14 protein-coding genes are annotated in these 15,996 nt (G+C 66.1%); 7 read left to right on the top strand and 7 right to left on the bottom strand.

The window, feature by feature from the left end; genetic code table 11:
• Both nadA and AC1KAR_RS16990 read right to left on the bottom strand, forming a co-directional pair.
• Nucleotides 1–1,107 carry a quinolinate synthase NadA gene (gene nadA / locus AC1KAR_RS16995; RefSeq protein ID WP_480319830.1) on the bottom strand — a complete coding sequence of 369 codons (1,107 nt, stop codon included), beginning with the start codon at nucleotides 1,105–1,107 and terminating at the stop codon, nucleotides 1–3.
• A 101-nt stretch (nucleotides 1,108–1,208) separates the two neighbouring features.
• The gene (locus tag AC1KAR_RS16990) at nucleotides 1,209–2,492 is read right to left on the bottom strand and encodes a roadblock/LC7 domain-containing protein (RefSeq protein ID WP_480319828.1); all 1,284 of its coding nucleotides are present in this window, start codon (nucleotides 2,490–2,492) and stop codon (nucleotides 1,209–1,211) included.
• 642 nt (nucleotides 2,493–3,134) lie between these two features.
• Here AC1KAR_RS16990 and AC1KAR_RS16985 point away from each other — a divergent pair.
• A complete protein-coding gene (locus tag AC1KAR_RS16985) occupies nucleotides 3,135–3,584 on the top strand; it encodes a cache domain-containing protein (protein WP_480319826.1) in 450 nt (149 codons plus the stop codon).
• Nucleotides 3,585–3,628: 44 nt separating this feature from the next.
• On the opposite strand, the gene AC1KAR_RS16980 is transcribed toward AC1KAR_RS16985, so the two are convergent.
• Nucleotides 3,629–5,455 carry a bifunctional helix-turn-helix transcriptional regulator/alpha/beta hydrolase gene (locus AC1KAR_RS16980; RefSeq protein WP_480319824.1) on the bottom strand — a complete coding sequence of 609 codons (1,827 nt, stop codon included), beginning with the start codon at nucleotides 5,453–5,455 and terminating at the stop codon, nucleotides 3,629–3,631.
• Nucleotides 5,452–6,561 carry a helix-turn-helix transcriptional regulator gene (locus AC1KAR_RS16975; protein ID WP_480319822.1) on the bottom strand — a complete coding sequence of 370 codons (1,110 nt, stop codon included), beginning with the start codon at nucleotides 6,559–6,561 and terminating at the stop codon, nucleotides 5,452–5,454. The genes AC1KAR_RS16980 and AC1KAR_RS16975 overlap by 4 nt, the downstream gene beginning before the upstream one ends.
• 177 nt (nucleotides 6,562–6,738) lie before the next feature.
• Between AC1KAR_RS16975 and AC1KAR_RS16970 the strand changes: the two genes are divergently transcribed.
• The gene (locus AC1KAR_RS16970; RefSeq protein ID WP_480319820.1) at nucleotides 6,739–7,719 is read left to right on the top strand and encodes a hypothetical protein; all 981 of its coding nucleotides are present in this window, start codon (nucleotides 6,739–6,741) and stop codon (nucleotides 7,717–7,719) included.
• Nucleotides 7,720–7,735: 16 nt separating this feature from the next.
• Here the strand turns inward: AC1KAR_RS16970 and AC1KAR_RS16965 are convergent, their stop codons facing one another.
• Nucleotides 7,736–8,590 carry an AraC family transcriptional regulator gene (locus AC1KAR_RS16965; RefSeq protein WP_480319818.1) on the bottom strand — a complete coding sequence of 285 codons (855 nt, stop codon included), beginning with the start codon at nucleotides 8,588–8,590 and terminating at the stop codon, nucleotides 7,736–7,738.
• Nucleotides 8,591–8,692: 102 nt separating this feature from the next.
• On the opposite strand from AC1KAR_RS16965, the gene AC1KAR_RS16960 reads away from it, so the two are divergent.
• Nucleotides 8,693–9,949 carry an MFS transporter gene (locus AC1KAR_RS16960; protein WP_480319816.1) on the top strand — a complete coding sequence of 419 codons (1,257 nt, stop codon included), beginning with the start codon at nucleotides 8,693–8,695 and terminating at the stop codon, nucleotides 9,947–9,949.
• Nucleotides 9,950–10,039: 90 nt separating this feature from the next.
• Complete coding sequence (locus AC1KAR_RS16955) at nucleotides 10,040–11,773, top strand: thiamine pyrophosphate-binding protein (protein WP_480319814.1); 1,734 nt, start codon at nucleotides 10,040–10,042, stop codon at nucleotides 11,771–11,773.
• Here AC1KAR_RS16955 and sorU read toward each other — a convergent pair whose 3' ends face one another.
• Together sorU and sorT are read right to left on the bottom strand one after the other, a co-directional pair.
• Nucleotides 11,774–12,094, bottom strand: coding sequence for a SorU family sulfite dehydrogenase c-type cytochrome subunit (sorU, locus tag AC1KAR_RS16950; protein ID WP_480319812.1), 321 nt, complete (start codon nucleotides 12,092–12,094; stop codon nucleotides 11,774–11,776).
• A complete protein-coding gene (gene sorT / locus AC1KAR_RS16945; protein WP_480319810.1) occupies nucleotides 12,091–13,329 on the bottom strand; it encodes a SorT family sulfite dehydrogenase catalytic subunit in 1,239 nt (412 codons plus the stop codon). The genes sorU and sorT overlap by 4 nt, the downstream gene beginning before the upstream one ends.
• A 244-nt stretch (nucleotides 13,330–13,573) precedes the next feature.
• On the opposite strand from sorT, the gene AC1KAR_RS16940 reads away from it, so the two are divergent.
• The 3 genes from AC1KAR_RS16940 (at nucleotide 13,574) to pcp (ending at nucleotide 15,990) form a co-directional block, all read left to right on the top strand.
• Complete coding sequence (locus tag AC1KAR_RS16940; RefSeq protein WP_480319808.1) at nucleotides 13,574–14,731, top strand: rhodanese-like domain-containing protein; 1,158 nt, start codon at nucleotides 13,574–13,576, stop codon at nucleotides 14,729–14,731.
• Nucleotides 14,732–14,826: 95 nt separating this feature from the next.
• Nucleotides 14,827–15,330 carry a ribonuclease E activity regulator RraA gene (rraA, locus tag AC1KAR_RS16935; protein ID WP_480319806.1) on the top strand — a complete coding sequence of 168 codons (504 nt, stop codon included), beginning with the start codon at nucleotides 14,827–14,829 and terminating at the stop codon, nucleotides 15,328–15,330.
• A gap of 30 nt (nucleotides 15,331–15,360) precedes the next feature.
• The gene (gene pcp, locus AC1KAR_RS16930) at nucleotides 15,361–15,990 is read left to right on the top strand and encodes a pyroglutamyl-peptidase I (protein WP_480319804.1); all 630 of its coding nucleotides are present in this window, start codon (nucleotides 15,361–15,363) and stop codon (nucleotides 15,988–15,990) included.
• The last annotated feature ends 6 nt before the right edge of the window (nucleotides 15,991–15,996 follow it).

Raw genomic sequence — 15,996 nt, 5'->3', positions numbered from 1 at the left:
TCAGGCTGCGCCGACGTTGGGCACGAAGCCGGGTTTCTGAGTCGCGGTGGGGTTGCGCTTGACGAAATCGAGCATTCGGTCGATGCAACCCAGCGCCTGAGAGCGCACGGGTTCATCGACATGGATCTCGCCCACACCTTGCTCCAGGCAGGCCACCACGCCTTGCAGCGCGTTCATCGCCATCCACGGGCAGTGCGCACAGCTCTTGCAGGTGGCGCTGTTGCCGGCGGTGGGCGCCTCGATCAGCGTCTTGCCCGGCGCCATCTGGCGCATGCGGTGCAGGATGCCGTTGTCGGTGGCGACGATGAAGGTCTGCGCGTCCATGCTGACCACCGCATTGAGCATTTGCGAGGTGGAGCCCACCACGTCGGCCTGTTCCACCACGCTCTTGGGCGACTCGGGATGCACCAGCACCTTGGCGCCGGGGTGCTGGGCCTTGAGCAGATCAAGCTCCAGGCCCTTGAACTCATCGTGGACGATGCAGGCGCCGTTCCACATCAGCATGTCGGCGCCCGTCTGCTCCTGGATGTAGCGGCCGAGGTGGCGGTCGGGGGCCCAGAGGATCTTTTCGCCCTGGTCCTTGAGGTGCTTGACGATGGACAGCGCGCAGGAGCTCGTCACCATCCAGTCGGCCCGGGCCTTCACTGCCGCGCTGGTGTTGGCGTAGACGACGACCTTGCGGTCGGGGTGGGCGTCGCAGAAGGCCGCAAAGTCTTCGGCCGGGCAGCCGAGGTCGAGCGAGCAGGTGGCGTCGAGATCGGGCATCAGCACGCGCTTCTCGGGGCTCAGGATCTTGGCGCTTTCGCCCATGAAGCGCACACCCGCCACCACCAGGGTCTTGGCCCCGTGATCACGGCCGAACCGGGCCATCTCGAGTGAATCGGAGACGCAGCCGCCGGTTTCGAGCGCCAGGTCTTGCAGGTCGCCATCGACGTAGTAGTGCGCGACCAGCACGGCGTTGTGACGGGCCAGCAGCTCCTTGGCTCGGGCCTTCCAGTCCTGGCGTTGGGCGGGGGTGAGGGGCTCGGGCACCTTGGCCCAGGCATGCGCGGTGCAGGTGGCACCGCTGGCATCTTGCAAGGGGAAGTCGTACTGCACTTGGCTCATGGCTGGGTGTATGGCAGGCCCCGGGGGCACGGGGCAGTCATGGTACCCGCACGCTGCGCAGCGCATCGGTGCGGCACACCAAGCCATGAGGCACGGCGTGGCTACACGAGGCTCTGCTCGGCTTCCATGAGTTTGTAGCGAGCCAGGGCCAGGTTGGTGCGGTGTTTGTCGAGAACCGCGAACACGAACAGGCCCGGGTGGCGCGAGAGCATCCGCATCACGTGGTGACGCGGGCCGGCGCTTGTCATCACCTCGTCGATGTCCTTGGTGAGCCCCATGTCGCGTGCGGCCTGCTGGTGGGCGCGCATGACCTGGGTGCTGGCCGCGGCGGCAAGGCCGAGCGCGATGGATTGATCGGGCAGTGAACGTTTGGCGAGGATCAGCCCCGTGCTGCCGTCGACGACGGCGCAGGCGAAGACGCCATCCAGACTGGCGAGCGTGTCCAGCGCTTGAGTAGCTGTATCGGCGTCGAGCGCCGGGCGGCGCACCGGCTGCGTGGGCGGCTGCGCGCTGATCACCGGGTTGTCGAGCGCGGCGGGGCGCGCTGCGGCGGCCGCGAGGTCTGCCACCTTGATCTGGAAGCCCTCGAGCCCGGTGGCCGCGGGCGCCTGTTGCGGTGCGAGGACCGGGTCTTTCTTGACGCGGTTCCACATGCCCAGCAACGAGTTCCAGACGGCCGACGCACTCGTGAGGGCCTCGTTGAGCACTTGCACCTTGAGACGTGCGGGCCACTCGATCATGCCGATCTTGTTGGCGATCCATACCGCGTTGGGGGGCAGCATGAAGAGCAGGGTGGGGCAACGCCAGTTCGGCTGGCTCACCGCCTGCTGCAAGGTGTCGAGCATCTCGTCGATGGCGTGCGGCTGCATGGCGCCGACGATCACGGCCGTCATGTGGCTGCGCTCCATCAACGCCAGCGGGATGGCAGCGTTGTCGTTGCCGGGCGCGCGCACTTCGGCGTGGTAGATGCGCAGCGAGTCTTCGTTGCGGCGTTCGAGAGTCGTGCGCGAGATCATGGCCAGCGTGCGCAGCGTGCCTTGTTCGCGCAGGTGCAGTCGCTCGATCGGGCGGCCGCTGGCGTCGGACAAAGCCTTGATGACAGCGGCTGCCCAGACCCCGGTGGGGTCGTACAGGGCAATCATGCGGCTCGCGGTCTCGAGGTCGGCGCGCGTGGCATTGAAGTGCTCGCGCATGGCCTGCGCGGGCGAGCCCGTGACGACCAGGTCGCTCAGGTGGCTGTCGACCATCTGGCCGCGGTCGTTCACCTCGGTGGCGACACTTTCCAGCAGCGTGGTGGCGGCGAACCCCTGGTCCGGTGGGTCTTCCGAAGAAGGCTGCGCTGCGCCGCGGATGCTTCTGAGGTCGCCGAAGAGTGAGCTCAGCATGTTGTCTTCTCCCTCCAACGCATCGAACGGCATTGGTGGCGAAAGTCTAGGCGGGCGGCCCGGCGGCTGCAGCGTGACGCGTGCAACCATTCGTTGGAAATGGGCATTGATATGTGGGGGTGCCCCTCCAAGGGGTGGCGCGCTTTCCCCCATGTGCGGGATGCGTGCTGCCGAAACATCGGAGTGGGCTGCCGCACCGCGCCAGCAGCCCTTGGCCAGCGGCTGATGCGGTGCGCCGATCCCTGCTGCGCGCTGGCCGTCAGAAAAACCACGGTCATGTCGCGGCAGAGTATCTCTTTCCCCTCAGATGTATCGATGTGAAAAACTGATCTGGCGTGCGAAAAGTGCCCGCTAACATCCTATTCCTGTACTGCAACAAGAGTATTGCGTGCTCGTTCACACGAGGTTTGTCACATGTCTCGTCGATATTGCTGATCTCTCGCCAAACCTGAGAAGGTGAGGCTCGTGCCACGGAGGCGATAGCCCCGTCGTACGCCCAACAAAACCAGTCGTACTGAATGCATCGATTGCCACACGCGCGGCAAGCGATACATAACCTCGCTCTCGAATATGTCGAGAGTGGAGGATTGCTGTTGCCGTTAATCTATTCGGCAATATTTTCATCACTGAAGGAGGATAACCATGAAGAAGATTATTGGAATCTTGACTGCCATCGTCGCCGCTGTCGCTGTCTGGGCTACCCCGGCGGGTGCGGCAACCCAGGGTTCGGCTGCCGAGGCCAAGGCCATGCTGCAGAAGGTGGCTACGTCGCTGAAGACCGACAAGGCCAAGACGCTCAACCAGATCGCCACTGGCGAGAACGGGTTCCGCGACCGCGACCTGTACCCGTTCTGCGGCGGCCCCGACGGCAATTTCACCGCGCACCCGCAACTCAACGGCAAAAGCATGAAGTCGATCAAGGCGCAGGACGGCGAGCCACTGGGCATGCGCCTGTACGACTCCGCCAAGGAAGGCGAGATCAACGAGATCGAATACCAATGGCCGAAGCCGGGCAGCAAGGACCCGGTCACGAAGATCAGCTACGTGACCAAGGTGGGCGACCAGGTGTGCGCTGTCGGCTACTACAAGTAAGGCGGTTCGCATGACGCGGCGCCGCGTGCGCCGGTCGAGAGCTCTCAGGCCACCGCGGCTTCTTGCTGCGGTGGCCTTGTCGTTTGTGAGCGCATCTCGCCGACGATGCGATCGATGTTGTTGAACACCAGCAGGTGCGTGTCGTGGTCGAGCAGGCGCAGGTTGGGGCGCGGCAGGTCGCGCGCGAACAGGCTGACCATCTCGTGGGGCACGAGGCCGTCATTGCAGCCGTGCCACAAGTGAACCGGCACCTGCACATGCGCCGGGTCGATCGACCACTTGCGATTGACCATCGCGCTCTCCATCGCCCACGTGCGTGCGCCCTGGCGAAGCGACTCGATCATCGAGGTGGTGAAGTAGGGCAGGTTGCGCGGATCCTTGATGAAGGCGAGGTCGGTGTCGCCGAGGCTGAAGGTGTGGCGGTTGCGGCCCGAACTCATCATCGCGAGCAGCGACTCCACCGTCTGCCCGAACAGCGCGAGTTCCATCGCCGGCCGCATCAGACTGGGCACGACGCGAAAGAACTGGTTCATCAGCCCGTTCAACGTGGAGGGCGCGTCGGACGCGAGGATGTAGTCGATCGGCGGGACCACCGCCGTGCAGTGAACGCTATGCACACGGTCTGGCATGGCCCACGCCGCGTGCAAGGCGTGCGCGGTGCCGGCCGACGCGCTGAGCAGCACGGCGCGTTCGATGCCCAAGGTGTCGAGCAGCACCCGCACATCGTCGGTGTATTCCCGATAGTCATGCCGCTCGACGAAGCTGCTGTGGCCGTAGCCCGGGCGGTCGCAGGCGATCAGGCGCACGCCAAGATCGCGCAAGCGGTCGGCATGCATCAGCAGTTCGAGGCGTGAGGCATTCAGGGCGTGAAAGTACAGCACAGGCAAGCCCTGCGGCGCTCCGTATTCGGCGTAGCTGAGTTGCCGCCCATCGGGTAGCTGCAGCAGGCGCGAGTGGGCCAGCCCGGTGATGTGCGGCAGGAGCTTGGCGTTGTGGCTGCTGCCGGCCTGGGCGAGCACGATGTTCTGCAACACGAGCGCGAAGAGGGCGTTCTGGTTATGCACGCCGGTCTTGTCGTAGATGTTCTTGATGTGCTGGCGAACCGTGTGCAGCGAGATCTGCTCGCGCGCGGCGATCGTCTCGAGGCTCATGCCTTGCAGCGACAACTCGATGACTTCGGCCTCGCGCGGGGTGAGTCCCACGCGCAGGCCCAGCGAGTGGATAGAGTCGCGCACGTGGCGCTGGCGGGCGATGAGCACCAGCGAGTAGGCCTGCGGCCCTGAACCGACAGTCGGGTTCTTGTACAGGTACGCCAGCAGGCTGGCAGCGGAATCGGTCTGTGCGCCGTGGGTTGCTGCGTCGAACCGCGCGCTGGCACAGGATTGCTCATCGGCCTGCTTGAGCATCTCTGTCAGGCGCCGCGGCTCGAGGCAGTGCAGTCGCCCCTGTTCGATGCGCAGCGGCGATGCTGGCGTTGAAAGCAGAGCCTCGGCTTCGTGGTTCAACCCGATCACCCGCAGGGCTTCGTCGAACACCACCACGGGCGGAGCGACGGCGTCGATGACGGCCTGCGCCTGCTGCTCCTGGTGCGCCATGGCGGCGCGCGCAGCGCCAAGGCGCAGGGCGCGCTGGATGTGGCGAAGGATGGCGCGGGTGTGTGGCGTGTCGTCGCGGCTGCGGTCTTCGCGAAACTGCGCGAGCAGGTGGGTTTGCAGCCGCCAGTGGGGGTCAGGCCTCACGGCCGAACGGTAGATCGCGTCCATCAAGGCGTCGGTCGACGCGACCGGCCGCGTGGTATCGCGAGTGGCTCCCTCCTCGTGGGCTGTCTCGGGATCGAAGGCAGGGCTGAGTGCGAGGGGCGTTCGCGTCATTGCGGCCGCCTTGCGGGCGCGAGGCGAGCAGCCTGCACCTGGTCGGCGGCTAGCTGCTCGACAGCCTGGGCGGCCAGGCGTTCGCCCATGGATCGCCACGCGACGGATTGCATCAGCTCATACACCGTTTCGCCGATTCCCTTTTGATCTGCCACACCGAGCTTGCGAAAGACGGCCTTGAGTTGCGCGCGCACGGTCTCGACGGAGCGGCCGGACAGCTGGGCGTACTGCTTCAGCGACATGCCGCGCGCCAGATTCCAGGCGAGCAGATGCTCTTTGGGCGTGAGCGCGTGCAGATGGCGCAGGCGCTCGGCGAGGGGCGCTGGGGGTGGTGCGATGGCGCTCAAGTCGGCTGGGTTGGTGCGCTCGTGAGCTGACACGAGTACGCGGCGCGGCGCCGTCGCTCGCTGTTGATCGAGCATCGCAAGCGGCCAGTCGCCGGCGGCGAGCCTGCTTAGGCGGATGTCGATGCCATCCAGGTGCAGGTGCTGGTGTGTACTGAGGTCTGCCAGTGCCGATTCGAAAGCGGCGTGGTGAGCTGCAGCCAGCCCCAGCCTCCGTTCGTGGATGACGAACCGCTCGCCTTGAGCGCACCAGTCACGCGCGCGTCGGTTGAGCAAGAGCACGTGTCGCTGGTCGTCGATCAAGGCCAGCGCAACCGGCAGCGCGTCGATCGCGGCGTGCATGGCGGCGATGCGCTCGTGCGACGCGGCGAATGACGCCTGGATGTCGAGCGCCTTGTGGATCTGGGTGCACAGGCGCTTGAAGTCGCCCTCCTGGCGCGCAGAGAACCCCTCGGTTGATTTGCTATGCGCCCAGAGCGCGCCGCCGTTTGTGGAGCGATCCACAAGCCACTGCGGGCGAGTAGCCCAGCTCGGCGCCCGGGTGCCGATGTGGATGGCCCGTGCGCCGATCAAGCGTGCGCAGCGCGACAGCAGCGGGTGCGCCGGGTCCGCCAGGCCCAGCATGGCGCGCGAGCCTTCGGCCTCGAGCAGCGTGTAGATCTCGTCGAACAGCTCCAACCACGCCAACTCGCGCGCATGTGGCGGCTCCACCGCAGTGGCGAGAGGCAACGAGTTGTGGGGTGGAGAGACGCGCGGATTCATGAGTCGACAAGTGTGGTCAGCCGTCGCGCGTGCGTCATTCGGTGAATCCACCTGGGGGTTGTATCGGCTTGCTGACTCAGCGCGCTTAACCCGTTTTCGGTATTCAGCGTGCGCGGTGGGCTGCCTACGCTGCAGGCTCCTCATAACCAAACCAGGAGACTCACCGTGCAACATTTCATGTCCAGACTGCTGTGGTCTGCATGCGCCCTTGTGGCCAGCGGCGCCTTGATGTCCAACGCCGCTCATGCGGAGCAGATCGTGTCGTCGTCGACGCTCAAATCGACGGAAAACGGTGTGTTCATGCCGAACGGCCGCTACTTCGTCGCCGGCAACGACGGTATCCACGAAATCAAGCGCACGGCCGACAATAGCCCTGGCTGCCAGATCGAACCGAGTTCGGGGTTCACGCAGTGCAGGCTGATGGCGCCGCAGTTCAACGGCGACACCTGCTTCTACTCGGGCATGACGACCGACGGCACCTACCTCTACGCGGTGTGCACGGTGTGGGCTGGCGATTCGGTCCTGAGCCAGGTCGTGCCCCCCAAGAAGGCGCACCTCATCCGACTGAAGCCCGGCACGGGCGCGCAGGCCGAGATCAAGACCAAGCAGTTCGCGAGCCCCACTTGGTACAACGGCATGACCATGCTCGACAGCAAGACGATCCTGATGACGCCGTCGGGCCCGCTCGGCACCAAGCCGGCGATCGTCAAGCTGAAGATCACGAACACCGCAACGCTCGACCACAGCATCAGCGAATGGCTGCCTGCCTCGCCGCTGTACCTGATGAACAACGGCCTCACGGTCGATGGCGACTACGTGTACTTCGTGGGTGGCCAGAACCTCTTCCGCATCCGCGTGAACAGCAACGGGACGGCGGGCGTGCCGGTGCTGATCTACCAGACCACCGTGAACCAGTTGATGGATGACCTGACGGTCAAGGGCGACTGGCTGGCAGTGGCCGAGATCGGCATCGTCAATGGCCTGGGGCTCAACTCGGTGACGCTCATCCACAAGACCGGCCTGGCGCCGGCAGTGAAGATATGGACTGGCCTGACCCAGCTCAGCAGTCTCGCCGTCGACCCGGGCAGCTTCGGCACGCCGGGGGCGCTGGTCGGAACGAGCTACTTTCAGGGCGGCATCTACCGCTACTTCTACTGAAGCGGCTCGACCAGGTTCAGCTGAAGAACACGCTCGGTGGCACGCCCACCGAGCGCCGCACCATGGCCGTGAAGGCGCTCGGGCTGGCGTAGCCGAGTTCTGCCGAGATTACGGCCATGGGCACCTTGCGGGCTGCCATCGACAGGGCCTTGGCAAGCAGCACCTGTTGGCGCCACTGCAGGAAGGTCGTGCCCAGCTCGCTGCGGAACAGGCGCGCCACCGTGCGCGGGCTCGCCCCGGAGCCGCGTGCGCAGGTCTCGAGCGTCGACCAGCGCGTCGGGTCGTCGAGCACGGCTTCGCACAGGGCCCGAAGGCGCTTGTCCTGGGGCAGGTCGACACCGATAGGCACCGGCTGCGCACGGCGCAGCTCGTCGAGGATCAACTCGCTCAGGTGGCGCTCGCGCTCGGTGGGCAGCCGCACGCCGGGTGAATCGGGCATGTGGACGACCAGCTCGCGCAGCAGGATCGATACCTCGAGCACACGGCATGCGCGCCACGGCGATTCCGCTGGGGATGCATCGGGCAGGGCGGTGGCGTTGTACTCCGGCCCGCAGTGCTTGTGGTCCTGGTACAGGTAGAGCGTGCGCAGGTCGGCGTCTTCGACCACGGTCACCACATGCTCCACCTCGGGCGGGATCCACACCGCCCGCGAAGGCGGCACGATGTAAGTGCTGTTCGCCGCCGTCATCCGCATGACACCGGTCACCGAGAACGCGAGCTGGCCCCAGGCGTGGCTGTGGGGGTCGATGTGGGTGTCGGCCGCCAGGTGGCGCGCCTTGGCCCGCACCGGGTTGTCGAGCGTGGGCACGTAGCGGGTCGGGTCGACAGGGGGGACGCTGGTGTGGCGCCGAGGCGGAGCGGCGGTGGTCATGGCAAGAACTCGATAGATATTGTCAAACTATCGTAACTCGGCCGAATGCTGCACGACTAGAGTGCGGCTTCTCGAATCTGCCGCTCGACCGTGCCTTCCCCCATGACTGCTGCCACCGCATCCGTTCCGCTCCGGCAAGACGCCAAGACCATCGGCCTCATCGGCCTGGCTCATGGCACCTCGCACTTCTTCCACATGCTGCTGGCGCCGCTGTTCCCGGTGTTCATCAAGGACTTCGGCTTCACCTACTCGGAGCTGGGGCTCCTGGTGACGACCTTCTTCGTGATATCCGGCGTGGGGCAGGCGCTGGCCGGCTTTCTGGTCGACCGCGTCGGCGCGCGGCCGGTGCTGTTCGCGGCGCTGAGCTGCTTCGTACTGGCGGCGCTGGCCACGGCCACCGCGCAGGGGTACGCCGGCTTGATGGCCGCGGCGGCCTTGGCGGGCCTGGGCAACTCGCCCTTCCACCCAGTGGACTTCACCATCCTCAACAAGCGTGTGTCGCAGCCGCGCCTGGGCCATGCGTTCTCGGTGCACGGCATCACCGGCAACCTGGGTTGGGCGGCGGCGCCGGTGTTCCTGATCGGGCTGACCTCGGCCACTGGTTCCTGGCGCATCGCTTCTGCCTCAATGGGGGCGTGGGCGCTGTTCGTGATCGTGGTGCTGTGGTTCAACCGCGACGCCATCGACGACAAGGCCGGCAGCTGGGGTCACGCTGCGCCCGCGGCGAAGGCCGGGCAGACCGCACCGGAACACCCGCTCGCCTTCTTGCGCCTGCCGTCGGTGTGGCTGTGCTTCTCGTTCTTCTTCTGGTCGACCTGCGCGTTGAGCGCTATGCAGAGCTTCGCCAGCCCGGCCCTGCATCAGATGTACGCGGAGCTGCCGCTATCCATCACCGCCTTCGTCGTCACGGGCTACATGCTCTTCGGCGCCGTGGGCATGGTGGTGGGTGGGTTTCTGGCGTCCAGGGCCGAACGGCTCGAACGCATCATCGGTAGCTGCCTGATGGGGGCGGCCGTCCTGTTGTGCCTGGTGGCCACCGGTGTGCTGCCGGGGTTGCTCGCGGCGGGTGTGGCGGCGATCTCGGGCTTTGGTGCAGGGCTCGCCGGCCCGTCGCGCGACATGCTCATCAAGCAAGCCGCACCCCCGGGGGCCACGGGCCGCGTGTACGGCACGGTGTACTCGGGGCTGGATCTGGGCTTTGCCGTCGCGGCCCCAGTGTTCGGTGCGCTGCTCGACCACGGGTCGGCACAAGGTGTGTTCTATGGGGCGGCGCTAACGCTTGCGCTCGGCGTGGCATCGGCCTCGCTGGTGGGGGCTGGCGTGGCGCAGCTGCGGATGACGCGCAAGTTGGCCGCCTGAGTTCGAGCGCACGGGGCCGAGCGCTGTTCCCCGTGGCATGCGGCCTCCATCTCACCTTGCCGCGAGAGGCGCTGCGCTAAAGTCTTCCGAATGAGCAGTGCCCTCGAACGATCCGCCCGGCGCATGGCCGGTCATGCCCTCGTGGAGGCCCTGATCGCACAGGGCGTCGACACGGCGTTCGGCGTACCCGGCGAAAGCTACCTTGCCGTGCTCGACGGCTTTCACGAGCATCGCGATCGCATCCGTTTCATCGCCTGCCGACAGGAGGGCGGCGCGGCCTTCATGGCCGAAGCGCAGGGCAAGCTGACCGGGCGGCCCGGGGTGTGTTTTGTGACCCGCGGGCCGGGTGCGACGAACGCGAGCATCGGGCTGCACACGGCTTTCCAGGACAGCACGCCGATGGTTCTATTCATCGGCCAGGTCGCGAGTGACCAGCGCGACCGCGAAGCGTTCCAGGAACTTGACTACCGCCAGGTGTTCGGCCCCGGCACGCTCGGTTTTGCCAAATGGGTGGGCGAGGTGCACGACGCCGATCGCTTGCCCGAGTACGTGTCTCGCGCCTTTCACACGGCCATGCAGGGCCGGCCCGGGCCCGTGGTGCTGGTGCTGCCCGAGGACATGCTCACACGCGTGACCGCGTCACCCGTCTTGCGGCGCGCCGAGCCCGCGCACGCCTGGCCGGCGCCTGGCGGTCTGCGCGACGTTCGCTCGCTGCTGCTGGCCGCGCAAAGGCCGTTCGTGATCGTGGGGGGCGGCGGTTGGGATGCCGCAGCCTGCGCGGCCATGCAGCGCTTTGCCGAGAACTGGAAGCTGCCCGTCGGCTGCGCCTTCCGCTTTCAGGACGTCTTCGACAACCGCCACCCGCAGTACGCGGGCGACGTCGGCATCGCCATCAATCCCAAGCTTGCCGAGCGCGTCAGAAGCGCCGACCTCGTGCTTGCCATCGGCCCGCGCCTGGGCGAGATGACGACCAGCGGCTACACCTTGCTGCAGGCGCCGCGCCCCGCTCAGAAGCTGATCCACATCCATGCCGGGCCGGAAGAGCTGGGCCGCGTCTATGCCGCCGACCTGCTGCTGCAATCGTCGATGGCCAGCGCCGCGAAGGCGCTCGAAGGGCTGGCGGCTCCCCCCGAGCTGCCCTGGGCCGACTGGACCGCACAGGCTCATGCAGACTACGAAGCCAACCATGTGGCGCAAGCGGTGGAGCCGCTCGACATGGCGGTCGTCATCAAGACCATCCAGCGCCTCGCGCCTGAAGACACGGTCTACACCAACGGGGCCGGCAACTACGCCGGATGGTTGCACCGCTACTGCCGTTACTTCGGCCTGCAGCACCATGGCCGCACGCAACTCGCGCCCACGTCGGGCGCCATGGGCTATGGCGTGCCGGCGGCCGTGGCGGCAGCGCTTCTGTACCCCGAGCGCACCGTGGTCAACATCGCGGGTGACGGCGACTTCCTGATGACCGGGCAAGAGCTTGCGACTGCCACGGGCTACGGAGCCAAGCGCCTGATCAGTGTGGTGGTCGACAACGGCACCTACGGCACCATTCGCATGCACCAGGAACGGGAGTACCCCGGCCGCGTGAGCGGGAGTGACTTATTCAACCCTGATTTCGCAGCGCTCGCGCATGCATACGGCTGGCGCGCGACTCGCGTGGACAGCACCGAACAGTTCGAACCGGCGTTTGCCGAGGCACTTGCTTCACAGCAACCGGCCTTGCTGCACCTCAGGCTCGATGCGGACGTGAGCACCACGCGAAGCACGCTGAGTGCGATGCGTGCTGCGGCGCTCGATAAATTGAACGCGCAGGGCGGCGCTTGATCAGCGTGCGGCGCCCGTGGCGCCTGCCACGTAGCGCGCGAGCAAGGCGATGTCGGTCGGCGACAGCTTGTCACGGAACGCCGGCATCACGCCCAGACCGTTGCGCACGGCATTGGCCACACGTTCGGCGTCGGGCTTGATCTCATCGAGCGGCGGGCCGATCTCGCCGCTCGAACCGGCGTCGCGCAAGGTGTGGCAGACCGCGCAACTGGGCGCGGTGCCGCTCATGAACAGCTTGCGGCCGGCTGCAGCGTCGTCGGCCTGGGCGGCCGAGCCCGACACCGCAAGCCCGGCCAGAAGCAGGGCTTGCGAGAGTTTCACGCCGCCACGACCGTCACAGCGTGGTCGGACCAGCTGTTGTTGCCGTAGCCGGAGAGGTTCTCTTCGCGCTGTTGCGGCTGCACGTTGCCGGCTGCGTCGGTCGCGCGACTGGCAAGCACATGCTGGCCGGCTGCCAGGTTGGCACCGATTGCGAACTGGCGCCAGGCGAACGGGCCCAGATCCGGGCCGACGAGCTTGGCGTCACGCCAGGTCTTGCCGCCGTCGACAGAGACTTCAACGCGCTTGATGGGCGAGCCGCCGCTGAACGCCACGCCCACGATCTGGTTCGCGCCTGCCTTGACCTTGCCGCCGGCCTCGCCCGATGGCGTGTTGATCCACGACTTGACCGTTTGCAGCAGTACCGAAGGCTGCGACGGATCGGCCTTGCCGCCGAGCGGCGTCATGCGGTAGCCATGGGCCATGATCTTGGCCTTGCTTTCCACCGGCGTGAGCGAGACGCGCTTCACGTACTTGATGTTGTTGACACCCTGGTAGCCCGGAAACACCAGGCGAAGCGGGCCACCGTGGGCGATGGACAGCGGTGCGCCGTTCATTTCCCAGGCGAGCATGGCGTCCTTCAACGCTGCCATCGGCACCGAGCGCTCGACCACCACGCTCAGCGGGTCGATGCCGTCCGGCAGCTTCTCGCCACCGGTGCCGGTGATATAGAGCATGCCGCTCTTGGCGCCACCCAGGCGTTCGATCACCGTGGCCAGTGGCACACCGGCCCACAGCACGCACCCTGCGGCGCCCACTTTCCAGGGCGTGCCGCTCGGCTTGTGCGGGAAGAAGCCGCGGCCGTTGCCGCTGCACTGGAGCACGGTGGCCACGGTGGTGAAGTCGATGGCCTTGAGTTGACCGATCGTTAGAGTGCCGGGGTTGGCCACGCCGTCGAACTCGACCTGCCAGGCATCGCGGTCGGCCACGATGCTGTCAGGCGGCGAGGGCAGGTTGTTGCGGACGTAGAGGCGTTCCGCCGGGGTGATGATGCTGGAGCCGATCGCGCTGCGCTTGGTCTCGAGGGTGTTGCTCGAATGGATGATGAGCGCGTCAGCCTCTTTCCAGGCGGCGTAGGCCGGCAGTGTCTTGGGGGCGCCCGCGGCCGGAGGCGTGGCGGGGGCCGGTGCAGCAGGTGCTCCCGTGCCGGTGGCACAGCCTGCGAGTGGCACGGCCACGAGTGCGCTCGCACTGGTGGCAAGCAATTGGCGGCGGCGAACATCGGTGGGCAAAGACATGGCGGGCTATCGCTCCAAGTGAGTGGGTGAGACAAAAGCTCTAACGCGTTAGAGCCTGGGTGTATCGGGCGAGAAGCATAACGGTTGCCTTCGCGCCACTTTGATTCTGTTGCTTACAACTTTGCGATGACTGGGTCATCCAGAGTTGGCTAGGGCGTGCCGACAATGCAATAGATCCATTTGCATGGGTTCGCGCTACGCGCATCGTCGTTGGCAAAACAAAACTACGCCATTGGGAGTAATCATGTATTCACAGTCTTCACTGCGTCTTGCATTCGCTGCGGCCGGCCTCGTGTTCTCGGGGCTCGCAAGCGCACAACAACTCCTCGCGATGATCGCGGTGGAGCCCACATCGCGCAAGGAATCGCTCACCGTGATGACCTCGGTCGCCGAATCGGCGCTGACCAAGGTGACACGGCAGCCGACCAAGGTTGTGATCAATGAAGACATGACCGACGTGATGCGGGCCACCCGCACCGGAGAGGTCGACATCTATATCGCGCCTGCACAGGTGGCGGCATCTGCGTTGTCGCGCGGTTATGAACTGCTCGGCTCCACGTTGCCGATCGAGCAGTACGTGCTCGTCACGCGGCGCGAGCGCGTCAAAGTCGAGACGCTGGACGGCACCCGCATGTACCTGCCGCAGCAGGACTCGATCTACACCTACGTGGCGCGCGGCATGCTTAACGCTGCAGGCCTGTCGATGAAGAACCTGTCGGTCGAGTTCGCGCGGTGGCCGAGCGCTGGGCTGGTTGCCGTGAACCTGGGCGTGTTCGACGCCACGGTGGTGCGCCAGAGCGAGTGGGACGACTGGAGCAAGTCGCAAGGACAGACGATGCATGCGGTGGCCAAGTCCATCCCGGTGCCCGGTGGCCTGTCGGTGGTGGTCAAGAAGGACATGCCGGCCCAGTCACGCGAGCGATTGGCGCAGTGGTTCGCCAGCGCGTCGAACCCGACGGGCCTGAAGCCGGTGACCGAACGGGCCGAGCCGTCGCTCTACAAGGCCGTGGCTGAACTCGGTTACTTCACACCAAAGGGATTGCCTGGCGCCACGGTGGTGGCTGCTCAGGACGTGAGCAAGCTCGTGGCCTCGGGCGCGGTGATCGTCGATACGCGCTCGGAGAAGGAATACAAGACCAAGCACATCCCGAAGGCGGTTTTCATCCCGTATCACGAGAAGAGCTTGAAGGACGTCGCGTTCGACCCCGCCAAGGACGACTTCCGCGACCTCTCCAAGCTCGACAAGGACACGCCCACCATCTTCTCGTGCAACGGTGCCGAGTGCTGGAAGTCATACAAGGCCAGCAAGGCCGCGATCGCGGCCGGCTTCAAGCAGGTGTATTGGTTCCGTGGGGGCTTGCCCGAGTGGGAGGCTTCCGGCCTTCAGGTGGCCAGCAACTGATCGCGGCCTGGCGGGGGGTGAGGCGGCGGCAGATCGGGTGGCAAACTCAAGGGAAGCCTTGATCAACTCCCACTCTTTCGGAAAGCGACCGACTCATGAGCTCCACGCCTGATTTCGCCACCTGCGATCTTTGCGACGCACACAAGAACGATACCGACGGCGCCTTCCGTGTGCTGCCGCCTGTGTTCAAGGACTACGGCAAGCGCCTCAAGTTCGCGGGGCCAGTGGTCACGATCAAGTGCTTCGAGGACAACTCCCTGGTGAAAGCCGCGCTCGACACGCCGGGGCAGGGCCGCGTGCTCGTGGTCGACGGCGGCTCATCCCTGCGGCGAGCGCTTGTCGGCGGCAATCTGGGCGCGGCAGGTGCCAAGAACGGTTGGGCGGGCATCGTGGTCGATGGCTGCGTGCGCGACAGTGCCGAACTGGCTGTCTGCGATCTCGGCATCCGTGCGCTTGGCCTGATGCCGCTGCCCACCGAGAAGCGCAACGAGGGCCAGCGTGACGTGGCGGTCCAGATCCAGGGCGTGTGGGTGCGACCAGGCGATTGGCTCTATGCCGACGAAGATGGCATCGTTGTGATGCCCACTGAGGCAGCCTGATCTGTCGAGCGCATCGTGGTTGCACATGGCTTGAGCGGGCCGACTGTCCTGCTCACGGGTTTCGACGCCTTCGGCGGCGCATCGGTCAACCCGAGTTGGTTGGCCGCGCAGGCGCTGCATGGACGGCAGATTGCGGGACATCGCGTGGTGGCAGCGCAGTTGCCCACGGTGTTCGATCGTTCACTGAACGCCTTGCTCGACCTGTTGCCGCAGCACCGCCCGTCGATGGTCATCTGCCTGGGTCTGGCAAGTGGCCGCGCGGCGCTGTCCATTGAGCGCGTGGCCATCAACATCAACGACGCCAGCCTGGCCGACAACCAAGGTGCCCGGCCCGTGGACACACCGGTCGTGGCGCAGGGGCCGGCGGCGTATTTCAGCAGCCTGCCGGTGAAGTCGATGCTGCAAGCGCTGCGGCGGCACGGCGTGCCGGTGGAGCTCTCACAGACAGCTGGCACTTTTGTGTGCAACCACGTCTTCTATGGGCTCATGCACGCGCTGGCAACGCGGCCCGCGTTGCGGGGCACGCGCGGCGGTTTCGTGCATGTCCCCGATCTTGCGGTGCTTGCCTTGCCCGAACTCGTGGGTGGCCTGCACCTGATGATCGAGACGGCGCTCGCCACTGGCGCCGACGCGCGTTTCTCGGCAGGCTCAGTCAGCTGACGCGGC

Source organism: Piscinibacter sp. PDB1-1 (genome assembly GCF_056675995.1).
The sequence above is the reverse complement of the archived record's forward strand: the minus strand, read 5'-3'. Positions and strand labels throughout refer to the sequence as shown.